We start from the raw sequence: 17,999 nt of genomic DNA on the forward strand, positions 1-17,999 counted from the left end.
CCGCGGGACGCACCGGGGCCCGGCCCGGGTCCGGGTCAGGGTCCGACCCCGAGTCCGGGTCGGGGTCCGGATCCTCCCGCCGCGCCGCCGGCCGGATCCTCCGGCCGGGTCGGGGCTCAGCGGAGGTGCTCGACGTCCCCGGCGGACACCGTGAGAGTGCCGCCCGTGGGGAGATCCACCACGAGCGCGCCATCCTCCGCGAGCTCCCGCGCCCGGCCGTCCACGATCTCGCCGCCGGGCAGGTGCACCCGCACCTCGGTGCCGAGCGTCAGCGAATGCCGCGCGACCCGGATGCGCGCGGCGCGCGGGTCGTCCGCGGCGAGCGCGACGAGCCGCAGGAGCTCCGCGGCGTAGGCGGCGAGCACCCGGTCGGCGAGATCCGACCCCGCCGGATCGGCGAGGCTCTCCGCCCCGCCGACGTCGGCACCCGCTGCGAGGAGCGACGTCGCCCGCTCGGTGGGGAGCTCCCACTCGGGGATGAGCAGGTTGATCCCGGCGCCCACGACGATCGCGGGCCCGTCGCCCGGCGGCGCGGGCAGCATCTCGCACAGGATCCCGCACAGCTTCTTGCCCGGACGGCCCGCGATCGCGTCCTCCTCGTCGCGCACGTGCACGTCGTTCGGCCACTTCACCCCGACGCGCTTCGCGCTCCGCGCGGGGGTATCGACGGCTCCAGCGCCGTGGCTCCGCCCGAGGCGATCCGCGCCGTCCCGGGGCTGATCAGCAGCGGCTCCGGGCCGATCCGCACCGGCCGACGCGCCCGCGCGGAAGAGCGGCTGCAGCGCGGTCGCGATCGCCGATCCCGCGAGCAGCGGCAACCAGCTCGCGCCGAGCCCCCGCGCACCGAAACCGCGCACGAGCAGCGACGCGGCGATCGACGTTCCCGGCGGCGTCACCCAGCCGCGATCGAGCCGGCCCCGCCCCGCCGTCTGATCCGCGGTGACGAGCAGGCTGCCGTGCGGCAGCGCCTCCCGGGCGACGAGCTCCCGCAGTTCGGCGTTCGTCGACGGCGAGCTCTCGCGCCAGATGACCTCGGGCAGCAGCTCGCGGCTTCGACGCAGATCCATGCCCCGAGGCTACCGCAGCCCTCCGACGCCGCATGCGGCCGCGCGCCGGGATGGACTCGCGCGCCGGGATGGACCCGCGCGCCCTCCGCCCCCTACACTCCGAGTGTGGAACACACGCGGATCGCCCCCACGCCGTACCGCCCCGCCGGAGCCCGTGCGCCGGAGGGATCCCCGCGCCGCGCGCGGCTCGGACGGCTCGCGAGCTGGGGCGCCGCGGCGGGCCTCGGCGCCGCCTGGATGCTGCTCGCGGGGCCCGCCGCGAGCGCCGTGCCGCCCGTGGAGCTCGGAGCCGGCCACGTCACGGACGCCGCCGATGTCCTCTCGGCTTCGGAGGAGTCCGCGGCGAACGCCCGGCTCGCGGCCGCCTTCGAGGAGACCGGGATCGACCTCTACGTCGTCTTCGCGGACGAGTTCACCGACCCGTCCGATCGCATCGCCTGGGCGAACGAGACCGCCGACCTCAACGGCCTCGGCGAGGCGCAGTACCTGCTCGCCGTCTCGACGGAGGGGCGCCAGTACTTCGTCTCCGGCCTCGATGACGGCGCCCTGAGCGAGGGGCAGATCGCGGGGATCGAGGAGCACGTCCTCCCCCAGCTGCGCGACTCGGACTGGGCCGGCGCGATCGACGCCGCCGCCGCCGAGCTCGAGGCGGCGCACGCGGCCCCCGGCCGAGCCACCGCGATCGCCGTGGGGGTGGGCGCGGGGGCCGTCGGCCTCGGCGGGGCCGCCTTCGGCGTGACCCGCGCAGTGCGCCGCCGTCGCGCGCAGGCGGCCGCGGAGGCGGATCTCGTCGAGCTGGAGCGGCGCGCGGGATCGGCGCTCGTCGCCGCCGACGACGCCGTGAGATCGAGCGGGCAGGAGCTCGAGTTCGCGCGCGCCCAGTTCGGCGACGCGGCCGTCGTGGAGTTCCGTACGGCCCTCGACACCGCGCGCGCGAAGATCCTCGAGGCGTTCTCCCTGCGCCAGCAGCTCGACGACGCCGTCCCCGAGGCGGACGCCGAGCGCCGCGACTGGCTCGAGCAGATCCTCGCCCGCTGCGACGAGGTGGACGCCGTGCTCGATGCGCAGGCCGACGCCTTCGAACAGCTCCGCGCCATCGAGCGCGACGCCCCGGCCGCGCTCGCGGCGCTCGCCGATCGGCGCCGCCGGCTCGGCGACGGCGCCGATGCCGCGGCCGAGCTCGCCCGGCTCGGGACGGTCTACGCGGCCGAGGAGCTCGCCGCCCTGGCCTCGGCGCCCGAGCAGGCCGCCTCGCTGCTCGCCTTCGCGCAGGATCGGGAGCGGACGGCCCAGGCGGCGCTGGGCGCGGAGGCGAATGCGGGATCGGGACCTGACGCGGGAGCGGGCGCCGCCACGGGGACGGATGCCGGCGCGGCGACTGGCACGGGGGCGAGCGCCACCGCGCCGGGCGCCGGCGCCCCGAGCGCCGGCTCCGGCAGCGCCGCCGTCGCGATCCGGGAGGGCGAGGCCGCCGTCGTCCAGGCCGAGGCGCTGCTGCAGCAGATCGCCGCGCGCGCGGGCGAGCTCGCGGAGCTCGAGCAGCGCGCCGCCGCGCTCGTCGCGGAGATCGAGCAGGACGTGGCGGGAGCCCGTGCGCTGCCCGACGAGGGCGGGGCGATCGCCGCCGCGGTGCAGGCGACGGAGCAGCAGCTCGCCCAGGCCCGCGAACTGCTCACGAGCGCGCCGCGGCGGCCCGCGGAAGCGCTGCGGGCCCTCGACGCGGCGAACACCCGCATCGACGGGGTCGTCCAGGCCGCGCAGGAGGCGGCGCGCACCCGGCAGCTGCTCGAGGCGAACCTCGCGCAGGCGGCGGATCAGCTGCGCCAGGCCGAGTCCTACATCGAGGCCAGGCGGGGCGCCGTGGGCGCGACCGCCCGCACGCGAGCCGCGGAGGCGCGCGCCGCGCTCGGCCGCGCCGAGGCCGCCAGGCAGGCGGATCCGCAGGGCGCGCTGGCGGAGGCGCAGCGGGCCGCCGCGCTCGCCGCCCAGGCCCTCTCCGCAGCGCAGTCCGACGTCACGGGCTTCGGCGGCTCCGGCGCAGGGTACGGCGGCGGTGGCATCGGCGGATTCGGCGATCCTCGATCCTCCGGCGGCGACTTCGGCGCGATCCTCGGCGGCATCCTCGGCCAGGGCGGCGGATTCGGCGGCTCCGGCGGCTCGGGAGGCGGGTTCTGGGGCGGCGGCTCGCGCAGCTCGGGAGGCTCCTCCTGGGGCGGCTCGTCGCGCCGTTCCTCGAGCGGGTCGCGGCGCTCCTCCGGGGGCTCGCGCCGTTCCTCCGGCGGTTCCCGGCGCTCCCGCGGGGGAGGCCGATTCTGACCCCCCGCACTCGGTGAATTCAAAGACCCAGTCCATACACTCATCCCACCCGCTCCGGCGAAAGGAACCCAGCATGTCGAAGCAGTCCATCCTCGGTCGCATCTCCACCCTCATCCGAGCGAACATCAACTCGCTCCTCGATTCCGCCGAGGATCCCGAGAAGATGATCGACCAGCTCATCCGCGACTACACGAACAACATCGCCGACGCCGAGTCGGCCATCGCGGAGACCATCGGCAACCTGCGCCTCATCGAGCAGGACTACCAGGAGGACGTGCGCACCGCGGGCGAGTGGGGCCGGAAGGCCCTCGCGGCGAGCTCGAAGGCCGACGAGATGCGCGCGGCGGGCAACACGGTCGACGCGGACAAGTTCGACAACCTCGCGAAGGTGGCCCTGCAGCGCCAGATCACCGCCGAGCAGGAGGCGCGCGCCGCCGAGCCCACCATCTCCGCGCAGCAGGAGGTCACCGAGAAGCTGAAGTCCGGGCTGAACGGCATGAAGGACAAACTGCAGCAGCTGCAGGCGAAGCGGGCCGAGCTCGTGGCCCGCGCGAAGACCGCCGAGGCCCAGAACAAGGTGGCCGACGCCGTGAAGTCGATCGACGTGCTCGACCCCACGAGCGATCTCGGCCGCTTCGAGGAGAAGATCCGCCGGCAGGAGGCGCTCGCGCGGGGCAAGCAGGAGATCGCCGCCTCGAGCCTCGACGCGCAGTTCAACGAACTCGAGAACTTCGAGGCCGTGACCGAGGTCGAGGCGCGCCTCGCCGCCCTGAAGGCCGGCGGCTCCGCCCCCGCGATCGGCCGCTAGGACCCGCGCGACCGGCCGCACCGCAGACGAAGGGGCAGAGGGACAGGTGGGATTCTGGGGACGCCGCGATCGCGCCGAGCAGCAGCGGGAGGACGCGGCGGATACCGAGCTGTCGCGGCGGGCCCGGGCGGCGCTCATCGCCGCGGACGAACGGATCCGCACGACGGGCGATGAACTCGCCTTCGCCTCCGCGGAGCTCGGCGACGCCGCGACGGCAGAGCTCCGCGTCGGCCTCGCCTCGGTGCGGGAGCACATGACGGAGGCGTTCCAGCTGCATCAGCTGAACCACGATCACCTCCCCGACACGCCCGAGGAGCTGCGCACCCGCAACGCCCGCATCGTGCAGCTGTGCGAGTGGGCCGAATCGGTGCTCGACGAGCGCACGAGCGCGCTCCAGGCGAAGATCGAGCGGATCCGCCGCGCCCCCGAGATCCTGCACCGGCTGCGCGCCGACATCGCGGCGCTGCGCGAGCGCCTCCCCGAGGCCCGCGCGACGCTGGACCGGCTCGCCGAGCGCTACACGCCCGAGGCGCTGCAGCGCGTGCGCATGACCTCGGGCGACGCCGAGCAGCTCCTCGACTTCGCCCTCCAGTCGGCGGAGCTCTCGGAGCGCCGCGCCGCCGCGGGGAAACCCGAGGACGCCATGCTCGCGCTCGAGTCCGCCACCGAGACCGTGCGCCGGGCGGGCTCGATCCTCGACGGCGTCGACGGCTTCGAGATCGAGGCGCTGCGCACCCAGACCACGCTCGCCGAGGTCGTGGAGGACTCCCGCGGCGACCTCGTCGCGGCGCGCGGCGAGCGGCGCACCCCCGAGGTCGAGGCGGCCATCGCCCGGCTCGAGGCCGAGCTCGCCGAGACGGCGAGCTCGCAGCGCCGGGATCCCTTCGCCGACCTCGCCGTCGTCTCGGCGGCGAACGCCGCCCTCGATGCGGCCAGGGAGCGGGCCAACCGTCCCGTCGTACCGGTCGAGCAGGTGCAGCACGCGGTCGCCGCGGCGGATCACGCGATCGGCGTCGCCTCCGGGCTCATCGAGGGGCACCGCGGCTGGATCGGCGCGGACGCCCGCACGCGCCTCGCCGAGGCGCGCCGGCTGCGCGGCGAGCTCGCGGCGATGCCGACCGCCGAGGAGGCCAGGGACGAGGCGCTGCGCCTCGCCCGCCGCATCTCTGGGCTGGCCGACGACGCACTGCGCCTCGCCCAGCGCGACATCGATTCCGCCAGGCCCGATGACGACGACTGGGGCTGGGGCGGCGGCCGGCCGGGCCCCGGCGGCCGGGGCGGCGGGGGCGGGGCGGGGAGTATCCTCGGCCCCGTGATCGGCGGGGTGATCCTCGGCGGGCTGCTCGATGACATCTTCGATTGAGCGGATCGCCGCTTCGTAGGGTTCCGACCAAGGAATGCGGTTTCCGTTGGAGAGGTTCGGAGGACCGGGGCATGGTGCCCGCGCTAGGCTGGCATGCGTGACTGGAGACAACGCCCCCGCGGCAGCGCCCGAGACGCCCGTGCACGCCCCCGATCCGGCGACCACCGCGGGGCGGATCGCCGACCACCGCCGGAAGTACCAGGAGGCCGTCGGCGATCGCGATGCCGCCGCCGCCGCGAAGCAGCATCCGCGCGGCAAGATGACGGCGCGGGAGCGGATCGCGGCGCTCCTCGATCCCGGCTCCTTCGTGGAGTTCGACAAGTACGTGAAGCACCGCACCCACGGCTTCGGCATGGAGGCCTCCCGGCCGTTCGGCGACGCGGTCGTCACCGGAGCCGGCACGATCCACGGCCGGCAGGTCGTCGTCTTCTCCCAGGATTTCACCACCTTCGGCGGTTCGCTCGGCGAGGTCGCCGGCGAGAAGATCGTGAAGGCGATGGAGTTCGCGCTGAAGACCGGGGCGCCGCTCCTCGGCATCCTCGACTCGGGCGGCGCGCGCATCCAGGAGGGCGTCGTCGCGCTCTCCAACTACGCCAAGATCTTCCGCCTGAACACCATGTGCTCGGGCGTGATCCCGCAGATCTCCATCGTGATGGGGCCCTCCGCGGGGGGCGCGGTCTACTCCCCCGCCCTCACCGACTTCGTGATCATGGTCGACAAGACGAGCCACATGTTCGTCACCGGCCCCGACGTCATCAAGACCGTGACGGGCGAGGACGTCGGCTTCGAGGAGCTCGGCGGCGCCCTCACCCATAACAAGACGAGCGGGGTCTCCCACTACCTCGCGAGCGACGAGCTCGACGCCCTCGACTACGCGCGCACCCTCATCAGCTATCTGCCCGACAACAACCTCGCCGAGGCTCCCGTCTACGACAGCGACACGGCCCTCGAGATCACGGCGGCCGACCGCCGCCTGAACTCGCTCATCCCGGACAGCCCGAGCCAGCCCTACGACATGAAGACCGTCATCGAGGCGATCCTCGACGGCGGGGACTTCCTCGAGGTGCAGCCCCTGTTCGCTCCGAACATGCTCATCGGCTTCGGCCGCGTCGAGGGCCGCACGGTGGGCATCGTCGCGAATCAGCCGGCGCAGATGGCCGGAACCCTCAACATCGACGCGAGCGAGAAGGCGGCGCGCTTCGTGCGGTTCTGCGACGCGTTCTCGATTCCGATCCTCACGCTCGTGGACGTGCCCGGCTATCTCCCGGGCACCGACCAGGAGCTCCAGGGGGTCATCCGCCGCGGCGCGAAGCTCCTCTACGCCTACGCCGAGGCCACCGTGCCGCTCGTGACCATCATCACCCGAAAGGCCTACGGCGGCGCCTACATCGTGATGGGGTCCAAGCAGATGGGCGCCGACTTCAACATCGCCTGGCCGACCGCGGAGATCGCCGTCATGGGCGGCGCCGGCGCCGTGAACATCCTCTACCGCAAGGAGCTCGCGGCCGCCGCCGAGCGCGGCGAGGACGTCGAGGCGCTGCGCGCCGAGCTCACGGCGCAGTACACGGCCGACGTCACCTCGCCCTTCCTCGCCGCCGAGCGCGGCGAGCTCGACAACGTGCTCGAGCCCGCCGGCAGCCGGCTCGCCGTCATCAAGGCGCTGCGCGGTCTGCGCGGCAAGCGCACCGAGCAGCCGGCCAAGAAGCACGGCAATATCCCGCTGTAGCCGAGAGGGACACGATGACGGACGACACCAGCACTCCTCCGGACGCCGCCGCCCGCGACGCCGCGAAGCGCGAGGAGCTCGGCCCCGCGGACGACGCGATCCACGGCGAGGACATCGCCTTCGTCACCCGCGAGGTGAGCGCCGAGGAGCGCGCCGCGGTGATCGCGGTCCTCACACGGGTGCGCAGCGAGGAGACGCGGCGCGTGAAGCGCGTGGCGCGTCGGGACCGGGAGCCCTGGGCGCGCTCGCAGCGGGTGCCCGAGGGCATCTCGGAGCTCCTCTCCGAGGGTTGAGCGCGACGGGACGGCCATGACCCCCTTAGAACGGGATCGCGCCGCGTCGCCGGCGGCGCTCGCGGATCTGCGCGCGCTCATGCACGCCGGGGACCCGCTCGGCGGCGCGCCCGCGGGGCTGCGGACGCGGATCCCCGCGGGACGGCGGGCCCGTCGTTCGGCAGTGCTCATCCTCTTCGGCGCGCTCGATCGGATCGACGCGGCGGCCTCGGTCTCCGCCGTCCCCGACGAGCTCGACGTGCTGCTGACCCGCCGCGCGCCCGGCATGCGCCACCACCCCGGACAGATCGCCTTCCCCGGCGGGGGCCGGGAGCCCGGCGACGCGGATCTCGTCGCCACCGCGCTGCGCGAGGCGGAGGAGGAGACCGGGCTCGACCCGACGGGGGTCGAGGTGCTCGGAACGCTGCCCGAGGTGCCGCTCCCCGTGAGCGACAACATCGTCACCCCGGTGCTCGGCTGGTGGCGCTCGCCGAGCCCGGTCGCCGCGGACGCGGCCGAGTCCGTCGACGTCTTCCGGGTGCCGGTGGCGGAGCTCCTCGATCCCGCCGCGCGCGGCACCTCGGTGCTCGATCGGGACGGCTTCCGCCACCGCGGGCCCGCGTTCGCGCTCGGATCGCGCTTCGACGGCGGGGTGGTCTGGGGGTTCACGGGGATCCTGCTCGCCTCCCTCTTCGACCGCCTCGGCTGGTCGCTCGCGTGGGACGCCTCCCGCGAGTTCCCGATCGAGGCCTGAGCGGCCGAGGACGCCGCGGGGAGGGCGGCGCGCGGAGGGCGGCGCGCGGAGGGCGGCGCGCGGAGGGCGGCGCGCGGAGGGCGCCCGTCCGCGCGAGCGGAGACGCCAAGGCGACGGCCTCCGCGCGAGCCGGCTACGCGTGCGCGGCGCCGTCGGCCGGGAACACCGTGCCGGCGTCGCCGAGCTGCAGGGCGAGCGCGGTCGCCTGCGCGGCGTCCTCGAGGTTCAGGGCGCGCCGGTACGCCATCTCGACCGTGTCGGCGACGACCGAGCAGCCGTGGTGCCGCATGACGACGACGTCGTGCGCGCGCAGCTGCTCGGCGGCCGTGTCGGCGAGCTCGTCCGTGCCGTTGTGGTAGAACGGCGTGACCCCGATGGAACCCAGGTAGTAGGCGTGGTCGAGGGTGAGCAGCCGGATCTTCTTGCCGAGGCTCGCGAGCACGACCGCGGTGCGGGGGTGCAGGTGCAGCACCGTCGCGATGTCGGGCCGCGCCCGGTACGCGCGGTGGTGCAGCTTCCACTCGCTCGACGGCTTCGCTCCGCCGTCGCGGGCCACCCCCGTCTCGGCGTCGTCGAGGGACAGGACCGCGAAGTCCTCGGGGACGAGCCGGTCGAGCCAGGTGCCGCTCCCCGACACGACGAACTCCGTCTCCGAGATGCGCGCCGAGAGGTTCCCGGCGCTCGCGAGCACCAGTCCGCGCCCGACCGCGTCGCGGCCGACCGCGATGAGCTCCTCGACCAGCGCGTCCCGGTCCCGTCCGTGCGTCACTGCCACTCCCTCTCGTCGATGCCGGCCCCGCCGATGAGGGCGCGGTGCGTGGTCACGGCCTGCTGATCGCTCAGCGCGGCCACGTAGTCGAGGATGGCGCGGCTGCGGCCCTGGCGCCGCAGCCCGGCGTCGCTCGTGTCGCCGACGAGCATCTCGGGGCGCTCGCGGCGGACGGCGAAGGTCTCCTCCGTCGCGTGCTCCGCCCATTCGAGGAGCCTGCGGGGAGCGCGCCCGGCGTCATCGGGATCGGCGAGCCACGCGTCGAAGCCGAGCGCGAGCTGCTCGACGATCTTCGCGCGTCCCCGCTGCGGCAGGCCGAGCTCGGGGCGCTCGAGCACGAAGTGGGCGTGCACGAACTTGAGCACCATGACCTCGTGCCAGGCCTGCCGGTCGAGCCGCACGTGGCCGCTGCGCACGTGCGGCCGCTCCTCGACGACGATCGAGGTGCGCAGGTGCTCGATCCAGCGCCGGGTGAAGTCGGAGACGGCGCGCTCGCTGTCGATGCCGCCGTCGTAGGGGGCGGCGAGGAGCGAGTCGCCGATGTCGGCGCTCACGCGCGACACCGCGTCGATGAAGGCGCCGCGATCGGCGATCCACGCGTCCTTCATCCGCAGCCGCCGCCATAGGAGCTCGAGCGCGTGCCCCGGCGCCCGCCACGAGGCGGCCAGCTGCTCGATGCCCTCGTCTGCGAAGGTCCGCTCGGCGTCGAGCCACGTGCGCAGCTCGCCCGTGATGTTCGCCTGCTGCAGCACGCCGGCGCGGGCGAAGTCGTCGAGATCGTGCACGGCGTAGGCGATGTCGTCTGCGAGGTCCATCACGGCGCACTCCACCGTCTGCATGCCGCGCTCGATCCGCGGGAAGGCGGCGAGCGCCGACTCCATCTCGTCGGCATCGATCGCGTAGGCGGAGAACTTCTCGGCGCCGGCAGCGGGATCGATGCCGACGCCGCGCGGGCGGTCGGCCACGGGCCTGGCCGAATCGTCGACCCCGATCCAGGCGCCGCGGGTCCACGGGTACTTCAGGGTGGCCGCGCGCGTGGCCGCCGTGAGATTGAGCCCGGGGAACTCGCGGCCGAGCGTGTCGAGGCGCGTGAGGATGCGGAAGCTCTGCGCGTTGCCCTCGAAGCCCTCGGGCAGGCCGAGCCGTTCGCGGGATACGCGGTCGAGCACCCGCTCGCCGAGATGGCCGAACGGCGGATGCCCGAGATCGTGCGCGTGCGCGGCCGCCTGCGCCACGATGGTGTCGCAGCCGCCGAGCCGGGCGACGATCGCCCCCGTCTCGTCGTCCACGGCGGTCTCCCCGCGCAGGTGGGCGCGATGCCTGGCCTCACGGCCCGCGAGCTGGGCGGCGATGACGCGCGCCACGGCGCTCACCTTGAGGGAGTGGGTCAGTCGGTTGTGCATCACCGGTCCGACGCCCGACTGCGGGACGACCTGCGTGACGTCGGACAGCCGCGCGAAGTACGAGGAGAAGCGGATGCGCTCGAGATCGATGCGGTACTCGCGCGGATCGCGCGCGTTCGGCGAGCGGCCCTCGGTGTCGGCGACCCCGTCGAGGCGATGCTGCGAGGTGACGTGCTCGACGTAGCTGCGGGCCTCCCGGGGCTCCGAACCGTCTCTCCAGTGATCCTCCGCAGCCGTCATGCCCCTATTCAACCATTCCCCGCGGGACCGCTGCGCCGCGGCTACACTGACGGGAGACGAGGGAGGTTGCGATGACGGGAACGGGCGGAGCCGGGTCGGGCAACCGCACGCGCGCCGGGAGCATTCCCAGCCTCGAACGCGCGACGGGCCGCTCCTGGGAGTCCTGGCTCGCGCACTTCGCGGCGCACGGTGCCGCCACCGCCGGGCACACCGAGATCGCACGGATCGCGCGGGACGGGATGCCCGCGGCGCTCGAGAACCCGGACTGGTGGGCGCAGGCGGCCGCCATCGCCTACGAGCAGCACGCCGGCCTGCGCGTACCCGGCCAGTCCTCCTCCGGCGACTTCCGGGTGAGCGCGAGCCGCACCCTCCCGCTCGATCGCGACGCCGCGATCGAGGCGTGGGTCGCGGCGCACGGCGCGCTCGGCACCCACCTCGGCCACACCGCGGGCGAGCCGCGACCGTCCCGCACCGAGAAGCGCAGCTTCTGGCGCTTCCCCCTCGAGGGCGCCGGCCGCGTCGAGGTCTCCGCCACGCCGAAGGGCGACGACCGCACGATCCTCGCCGTGAGCCAGGACGGCCTCGCCGACGGCGCGCGCATCGAGGCGTGGCGCGCGCACTGGAAGGCGCTGCTCGCCGCGCTCTGAGTCGCGCCCCGCACCGATCCCGCCCGGCACCGATCCCGCCCGGCTCCGATCCAGACCGGCGCCGACCCAGACCGGCGCCGACCCAGATCGCCCCAGACCGACCCCGCCCCGCACCCGTCCTGAGGAGGCACCGTGAACGACCGCATCGGCATCGTCTGGAATCCGTCCAAGATCGCGGAGGAGGAGCTGCGCGCCGCCTACGAGACGGCGCGCGCATCCGCGCCGCAACCGCCGGCGAGCACCGGCTGGTACGCGACCTCGGAGGAGGATCCCGGGCGCGGCGCCGCCGAGCGGGCGCTCGGCGACGGCTGCGGGGTGATCGTCGCCGCCGGCGGAGACGGCACCGTGCGCGCGGTCGCCGAGCGGCTCGGCGAGTCCGGGAGCCCGGCGGCCGAGCTCGGCATCGTGCCGCTCGGCACCGGGAACCTCCTGGCGCGCAACCTCGACGTCCCCCTCGGGGACGCGCGGGCGGCCTTCGACCGGGTGCTGACCGGCACGGCGTCGCCGCTCGACCTCGGGGAGGTGCGCTTCGCGACCGCGGACGGCGGGGAGGAGCGCCAGGGCTTCGTCGTGATGGTCGGCTTCGGGATCGACGCGCAGATGATCGCGGAGACCGACGACGAGCTGAAGGCGAAGGCCGGGTGGCTCGCCTACATCGAATCGCTCGGGCGCGCGGCCTCCGGCACCGAGGTCGTCGGGTTCACCGTGAGCCTCGACGGGCGGCCCGCGGAGCACGAGCGCGCCCACACCCTGCTCGTCGCCAATTGCGGCACCCTGCAGGGCGGCTTCACCCTGCTGCCCGACGCCTCGCCCGATGACGGCGAACTGGATCTGCTCGTCCTCCGCGCCGACGACGTCGGCGGCTGGCTCGACACGGTGCGCAACATGGTGTGGGACAACGGCCTCAAGCGGCTCGTCTCCGGCGGCGAGCGCGACGCGGAGAGCTCGGCCAGCACGGAGCACCTGCGCGCCCGCGACGTGCGCATCGAGCTCCCCGAACCGCGGCGCTTCGAGATCGACGGCGACGAGGTCGGCGAGGTCGAGGCGTTCTCCGTCTCAATCCTGCCGAGCGCGCTGCGCGTGCGCTGACGGCCGGAGCACCGGGACGGCGCCCCGTCCGCACCGGGATCGTCGCGAGGCGCACGGAGCGCGGCGCCGCGCGTGCGCCGATGCTCGCGCGCTCCCAGCATTCTCCCGACTCCCGCAGACGAATCTCATGGTCGGGCTTGCCAGGCTGGAGTTCCCACGATCGGCCCGCTTCCGCGGGCGTCCGCCCCGACTCCAAGGAGCCTCCCCGTGAAGAAGTCCCAGAAGATCCTCATCGGCGCCGGCGCCGGCATCCTCGCCCTCGGCGTGGCCGCCGCCATCGCCGGTCCGATCGTGTACCGCGATTTCATCGCCGCGCCCGCGGCCGAGGCCCCGACCCTCTCCGCGGACGAGTCGACCCTCGAGGCCGGGGATGCGGCGGAGACCGGCGCCGGCGATGCGCTCGACCCCGCGCTGCTCGCGGGAGACTGGGAGGTCGCGGACGGCTCCGAGGCCGGCTACCGCGTGGAGGAGGTGCTCAACGGGACCGACGTCACCGTCACGGGCCGCACCGAGGAGGTGACCGGCAGCTTCGCCATCGGCGAGGACGGGCTGACGCTCGAGTCCGCCGAGCTGACGGTCGACGTGGCGTCGATCGCCACGGACAGCGCGCAGCGCGACTCCTACTTCCGCTCGCAGGCGATCGACACGAGCCGGTTCCCCGAGGCGAGCTTCGTCCTCACCTCGCCCGTCGCCCTCGACGCCGCCCCCGCCGCCGGCGATACGGTGACCGCCGAGGCGAGCGGCGACCTCACGATCGCCGGAACGACGCAGCCCGTGACGTTCTCTGTCGAGGTGCGCAGCGACGGCGAGACCGCGGAGATCGCGGGCGCGATCCCCATCGCATTCTCCGATTTCGGCGTCGAGGCGCCGAACCTGGGCTTCGTCTCCGTCGAGGACACGGGATCCGTCGAGTTCCAGCTCGTCGCCGCGCAGGCGTAGCCACGCGTCGCGCCGCTAGCCGTCGGCGAGCTCCTGCGCATCCTTCGGGAGCTTGCGCACCCGGGCGCGCCGGCGCCGCTTCTCGGGCAGCATCGAGCGCATCTCCTCGAGCAGCCCGAAGCACAGCAGTCGGTCCTCCGCCTCGAGCACCACGTGCTTGCGGGGGTTCGGGATCACCTCGACGCCGCGGTGCAGGGTGAGCACGGTGACGTCGCGCTCCCAGAGCCCGAGTTCCCCGAGCGTCCTCCCCACATGCTCCGAGCCGTGCATGGTGAGCTCCGCCACCCCGTAGCCGGTGGAGACGGTGAGCCGCTGCCTGAGGTCGATCTCGGGGAAGTCGACCTGGCCGGCGATGTAGTCGATGATCGCGCCGGCCACGTCGAGTCCCGTCGCCGACTCGATGCCCTGCAGCCCGGGTGAGGAGTTGACCTCCATCACCAGCGGCCCCTCCTCCCCCTCGAGCATGTCGACCCCGGCGACCCGCAGGCCCATGATCTGGGCCGCGCGCACCGCAGCCTGCTCGTAGGCGGGCTCGAGCTGCACGGCCTCGACGGTGCCGCCGCGGTGCACGTTCGAGCGGAACTCGTCGCCCGAGGCGATGCGGCGCATCGCCGCGACGACCCGGTCGCCCACCACGAGCGCCCGCACATCGCGGCCGCGGCTCTCGGCGACGAAGCGCTGGATCAGCACGTTCTGGCGCGTGGAGTGGAGGGTCTCGATGATCGCCTCGGCCACCTTCACCTGCGGGGCGAGGATCACGCCGATGCCCTGGGTCCCCTCGAGCAGCTTGATGACGACGGGGGCCCCGCCGACGCTCTCGATCGCGGGCCGCACGTCGGCGCGGTTGCGCACGAACGCCGTCGCGGGCATCTCGATGTGGTGCCGGGAGAGGATCTGGGTGGCGCGCAGCTTGTCGCGGGCGTTGGAGATACCGCCGGCCGTGTTGGGCGTGTAGACGTCCATCTGCTCGAACTGGCGCACGACCGCGGTGCCGAAGTAGGTGATGGAGCTGCCGATGCGCGGCAGCACGGCGTCGTAGTCGCTCAGTCGCTTGCCGCGGTACAGCAGGTCGGGCTCATCGCCCGCGAGATCGATGGAGAACCGCAGCGTGTTGAGCACGCGCGCCGCGTGCCCGCGCTGCGCGGCCGCCGCCTGGAGCCGCTGCGTGGAATACGCCTGCGGAGAGCGCGAAAGAATCGCGAGCTTCACCCTGAACTCCTGCCAAGATAGATGCGTGAACGTACCCGACCATTCAAGCACTCTCACCGGGTGGCGGGAATGGGTGAGCCTGCCCGGAATCGGCGTGCCGTGGATCAAGGCCAAGATCGACACCGGCGCCCAGACCTCCGCGCTGCACGCGACGGAGATCGCCGAGTTCGAGCGCGACGGGGCGCCGTGGGTGCGCTTCCTCGTGCAGCCCTGGCAGTTCACGGAGGACGAGGCGGTGCCCGTCGAGCTCCCCGTCCACGATCACCGCACGGTGCGGAGCTCCTCCGGCCACGCGCAGCTGCGCCCCGTGGTGCTCGCGACCATCGGTCTCGTCGGCCGCGAGATCGAGGCCGAGCTGACGCTGACGGACCGGGAGGAGATGGTGTTCCGGATGCTCATCGGCCGCGAGGCGCTGCGGCAGGGCTACGTCGTCGACTCCGACTCCTCGTTCCGCGGCGGCCGGCCGCCGCGGGCGGTTCGCAGGCGCAACCGCGGTCTCGGCGGCTGATCCGCCGGGCGCTCCCGGCGCCTCGTCACTCGACGCGCTCGAGCACGCCGATCGCATCGCCCCCGGAGTTCAGGATCTGCAGCTCCGTGCCGTCCGGCACCGCCTCGCTCGCCGCGCCGAGCCAGGTGTCGACCCCCTGGCAGGCCATCTTCGTCGTCGCGAAGGCCTCGATGACCGCGCGGTCCTCCGCCACGGTGTACCGGCTCACGATCCGATTGCAGCCGTCGGTGCCGCTGACCGCGCCGTCCTCCGCGAAGGTGAGCTCCGGCGCGCCCGGCTCCTCGGAACGCCAGGTGCCGACGATGTCTTCCTGAACGTTTCCCATGACTCCGCCCTCCACTTCAGATGAACCAGCCCCGGAATTACTCGGGCTTTCCCCCCGAATACCCTCGGTGAAGCTTGTGCAGGATGTCAGAATGACACCCAGGCAGAGGGCGCAGGCGCCCGCGAACAGAGCGCTGCGCCGGCGCCGACTCCCCCATGCTGTTCCACCCATATCCGCATCGTATCGAGGGAAGATGCGGATCTCGTGGAAACTTCTCGAATCACTCCGACATCGGGGTTTTCGACCGTTACCGGACCGTAATACAGGGGTCCGAAGATTGCGGGATGCCAGGATCCGGGTTACGTTGGGACGCGGTCCTGTGAGTGAGCTGGAGGCGTGCGGGGAACGTGCGCACCGGCCCAGGCATTCTCGCGGCGGCCGATGACATCATGCGATCCACACACCACCCTGGGGGACAGCCAGTGACGAAACGTCGTCCGCTCGCGCTCGGCGCAGCAGCAGCTCTGGGTCTCGGAAGCCTCTTCATCGCCGCACCGGCGATGGCCGAGGATACCGCGGCGCCTGAGGCAAGTACCACGCAGGATCCGACGGCCCTGGCATCCGCCGCCGCCGCCGACATCCAGCAGGAGAAGGGCGACGACAGCGTCGTCGGCTACGGCGCCACGACGAACGGCGAGGCCGTCGTGCTCGTGAACGCCGCGCTCCAGTCCGACGCCGCGGCGATCGACGCCATCGCCGCCGAGAACGGCGTCGAGAAGGTCGCGCTCGTGGGCGCTGCCGTCGCCGACGCCGCGACCGACGTCGTCGGCGGCGCCGGCTACATCGGCGATGTGGGCGACGGCTACGTCGGCGCCTGCTCGATCGGCTTCACCGGCTTCAACGGCTCGGGCGATCCCGCGCTCATCACGGCGGGCCACTGCTCGAGCGACGGCGCCATGACCGAGCTCGGCCTCTCGAAGCCCTCCACCGAGCCCGCCGTGGGCGGCGAGGGCTACGAGTCCAACGGCACCGGCATCGCCGGCGTCTTCGGCTTCTCCCAGTTCGGCGGCCCGGGCAACACCAACGGCGCCGAGAACGACCCCACCTCGACCGACATCGCCGTGATCGACATCACGAACGACGACCTCACGCTGCACCCCGAGGTCACCGACTGGACGAGCGCGAGCAGCGACGACCTCGCCGCGTCGACGACCCCGATCAAGGGCGTCTCCGACCCGGTCTCCGGCTCCGTCTCCAAGTCGGGCCGCACGAGCGGCGTGACCGAGGGCAGCACCGAGCTCGAGCTCCTCTACACCGACGGCAACACGTACCCGACCGAGATCCTCGACGGCTACATGCAGATCTCGGGCAAGTGGGTCCACGGCTTCCTCGGCGGCGCGCTCACCGACCACGGCGACTCCGGCGGCTCGGTCTTCCAGGGCGACCAGGCGGTCGGCGTGGTCTCCGGAGGCCCCGAAGAGGCGCCCCCGCAGGGCGACGACTGGGCCTGGTACACCCGCCTGGCCGACGCGCTCGAGCAGGTGCCCGGCGGCTACTCCGTCGCCATCGACATCGACGCCCCCGTCGTGCAGAGCCCGAGCAACGGCGCGACCGTCGAGCCCGGTGACGACATCGTCGTCTCCGTCGCCGACAACGCGACCGATCTGAACGTGCAGACCGGCCCGTCCTCGGGCGAGACCGTGCCCGCCGACGGCGAGGTCACGCTGCAGGCCCCCGAGGCCGAGGGGACCTACACCTGGGATCTCGTCGCGACGAACGGCTACAGCGCCTCGGATGCGACCGAGTTCACCTTCACCGTCGACGAGACCATCGCGAAGCCGACCGTCGGGGCGCAGTCCGTGGCGGCCGCCGAGGGCGAGACCGAGGCGACCATCGACCTCACCGGCACCGGCCTCGCCGGCGCCACCGTCACCGTGAACGACATCTGGACCGCGGAGGTCGGCGATGACGGCACCTGGTCGATCGCCGACGTGAGCTTCGGCATCGGCGAGAACGTCGTCACCGCCGTCCAGGAGCTCGAGGGCGAGACCTCGCCTGAGGCCAACGGCACGATCACCGTGGCCCCCGCGGCCCCGAAGATCACCTCGATCGAGCCGGGTCAGACCTTCGCGAACGCCGAGGCGCCCAGTGAGCTCTCGGGCACCGGCCTCGCCGGCGCCGAGACGAGCCTGACGATCAACGGCGCCGCCGCCTCCGGCAGCGAGGCCGCGGTCGTCGCCCAGGCCGAGGTCGGAGATGACGGCGCATGGACCGAGAGCCTCGGCGCCCTCGGCGCGGGCACCTACTCCGTCGAGGTCGTCCAGGCCTACAACGGCGTGAGCTCCGCCGCGGCGCAGCTCGTCTTCACGGTCGAGGCGGCGTCCACGACGCCGACCGATCCGACGGACCCGACCACGCCCACCACCCCGAGCGATCCGACGAATCCGAGCAACCCGGCGAACCCGGGCGGCCCGGGCTCGCAGCTCCCCGTCACGGGCGGCATCGACCTGCTGCCGTACACGCTGACGGCGCTCGGCATGCTCGTGCTCGGCGGCGGCGCGATCGCCTTCGCGGCGCGGCGTCTGAAGGCGAGCGAGGTCTGATCCTCGACGCGCCTCAGCACT

Annotated in this window: 16 protein-coding genes; 11 read left to right on the forward strand and 5 right to left on the reverse strand. The window is 73.6% G+C overall.

All coding sequences use genetic code 11. The features are described from left to right. Positions 1 to 116: 116 nt before the first annotated feature. On the reverse strand, positions 117 to 1,067 hold the full coding sequence (locus MUN78_RS13030) for a biotin--[acetyl-CoA-carboxylase] ligase (protein WP_244726960.1): 951 nt from the start codon (positions 1,065 to 1,067) through the stop codon (positions 117 to 119). Between the two features lie 105 nt (positions 1,068 to 1,172). Between MUN78_RS13030 and MUN78_RS13035 the strand changes: the two genes are divergently transcribed. The 6 genes from MUN78_RS13035 (at position 1,173) to MUN78_RS13060 (ending at position 8,306) form a co-directional block, all read left to right on the forward strand. Then, a complete protein-coding gene (locus MUN78_RS13035; RefSeq protein ID WP_244726962.1) occupies positions 1,173 to 3,383 on the forward strand; it encodes a TPM domain-containing protein in 2,211 nt (736 codons plus the stop codon). Positions 3,384 to 3,456: 73 nt separating this feature from the next. Further along, entirely contained in the window at positions 3,457 to 4,191 is a 735-nt protein-coding gene (locus MUN78_RS13040; RefSeq protein WP_244690507.1) for a PspA/IM30 family protein, read from the forward strand. Positions 4,192 to 4,237: 46 nt separating this feature from the next. Further along, positions 4,238 to 5,554, forward strand: coding sequence for a coiled-coil domain-containing protein (locus MUN78_RS13045; protein ID WP_244726964.1), 1,317 nt, complete (start codon positions 4,238 to 4,240; stop codon positions 5,552 to 5,554). Positions 5,555 to 5,651: 97 nt separating this feature from the next. Next, on the forward strand, positions 5,652 to 7,280 hold the full coding sequence (locus MUN78_RS13050) for an acyl-CoA carboxylase subunit beta (RefSeq protein ID WP_244690510.1): 1,629 nt from the start codon (positions 5,652 to 5,654) through the stop codon (positions 7,278 to 7,280). A gap of 14 nt (positions 7,281 to 7,294) precedes the next feature. After that, a complete protein-coding gene (locus MUN78_RS13055) occupies positions 7,295 to 7,573 on the forward strand; it encodes a hypothetical protein (RefSeq protein ID WP_244690512.1) in 279 nt (92 codons plus the stop codon). Between the two features lie 16 nt (positions 7,574 to 7,589). Then, positions 7,590 to 8,306, forward strand: coding sequence for an NUDIX hydrolase (locus tag MUN78_RS13060; RefSeq protein ID WP_244726966.1), 717 nt, complete (start codon positions 7,590 to 7,592; stop codon positions 8,304 to 8,306). 133 nt (positions 8,307 to 8,439) lie between these two features. Here the strand turns inward: MUN78_RS13060 and MUN78_RS13065 are convergent, their stop codons facing one another. After that, entirely contained in the window at positions 8,440 to 9,075 is a 636-nt protein-coding gene (locus MUN78_RS13065; RefSeq protein WP_244726968.1) for a class II aldolase/adducin family protein, read from the reverse strand. Continuing rightward, on the reverse strand, positions 9,072 to 10,718 hold the full coding sequence (locus MUN78_RS13070; protein WP_244726970.1) for a deoxyguanosinetriphosphate triphosphohydrolase family protein: 1,647 nt from the start codon (positions 10,716 to 10,718) through the stop codon (positions 9,072 to 9,074). The genes MUN78_RS13065 and MUN78_RS13070 overlap by 4 nt, the downstream gene beginning before the upstream one ends. Positions 10,719 to 10,789: 71 nt before the next feature. Between MUN78_RS13070 and MUN78_RS13075 the strand changes: the two genes are divergently transcribed. From MUN78_RS13075 to MUN78_RS13085, 3 genes are all read left to right on the forward strand, one after another. Further along, positions 10,790 to 11,365, forward strand: coding sequence for a hypothetical protein (locus MUN78_RS13075; protein WP_244726972.1), 576 nt, complete (start codon positions 10,790 to 10,792; stop codon positions 11,363 to 11,365). Positions 11,366 to 11,497: 132 nt separating this feature from the next. Next, the gene (locus tag MUN78_RS13080; RefSeq protein WP_244726973.1) at positions 11,498 to 12,454 is read left to right on the forward strand and encodes a diacylglycerol/lipid kinase family protein; all 957 of its coding nucleotides are present in this window, start codon (positions 11,498 to 11,500) and stop codon (positions 12,452 to 12,454) included. Positions 12,455 to 12,661: 207 nt separating this feature from the next. Continuing rightward, on the forward strand, positions 12,662 to 13,393 hold the full coding sequence (locus MUN78_RS13085) for a YceI family protein (protein WP_244726975.1): 732 nt from the start codon (positions 12,662 to 12,664) through the stop codon (positions 13,391 to 13,393). A 15-nt stretch (positions 13,394 to 13,408) separates the two neighbouring features. Here the strand turns inward: MUN78_RS13085 and MUN78_RS13090 are convergent, their stop codons facing one another. After that, entirely contained in the window at positions 13,409 to 14,602 is a 1,194-nt protein-coding gene (locus MUN78_RS13090) for a RimK family alpha-L-glutamate ligase (RefSeq protein WP_244690524.1), read from the reverse strand. Between the two features lie 25 nt (positions 14,603 to 14,627). On the opposite strand from MUN78_RS13090, the gene MUN78_RS13095 reads away from it, so the two are divergent. Continuing rightward, positions 14,628 to 15,110: an ATP-dependent zinc protease family protein gene (locus tag MUN78_RS13095; protein ID WP_255821009.1), complete on the forward strand. Its 483-nt coding sequence runs from the start codon at positions 14,628 to 14,630 to the stop codon at positions 15,108 to 15,110. A gap of 25 nt (positions 15,111 to 15,135) precedes the next feature. Here the strand turns inward: MUN78_RS13095 and MUN78_RS13100 are convergent, their stop codons facing one another. Continuing rightward, on the reverse strand, positions 15,136 to 15,435 hold the full coding sequence (locus MUN78_RS13100) for an META domain-containing protein (protein ID WP_244726977.1): 300 nt from the start codon (positions 15,433 to 15,435) through the stop codon (positions 15,136 to 15,138). Between the two features lie 422 nt (positions 15,436 to 15,857). On the opposite strand from MUN78_RS13100, the gene MUN78_RS13105 reads away from it, so the two are divergent. Next, complete coding sequence (locus MUN78_RS13105) at positions 15,858 to 17,978, forward strand: S1 family peptidase (protein WP_244726979.1); 2,121 nt, start codon at positions 15,858 to 15,860, stop codon at positions 17,976 to 17,978. Positions 17,979 to 17,999: the final 21 nt, after the last annotated feature.

It is taken from the genome of Leucobacter allii (assembly GCF_022919155.1).
In the GTDB taxonomy this organism is placed as follows: domain Bacteria; phylum Actinomycetota; class Actinomycetes; order Actinomycetales; family Microbacteriaceae; genus Leucobacter; species Leucobacter allii.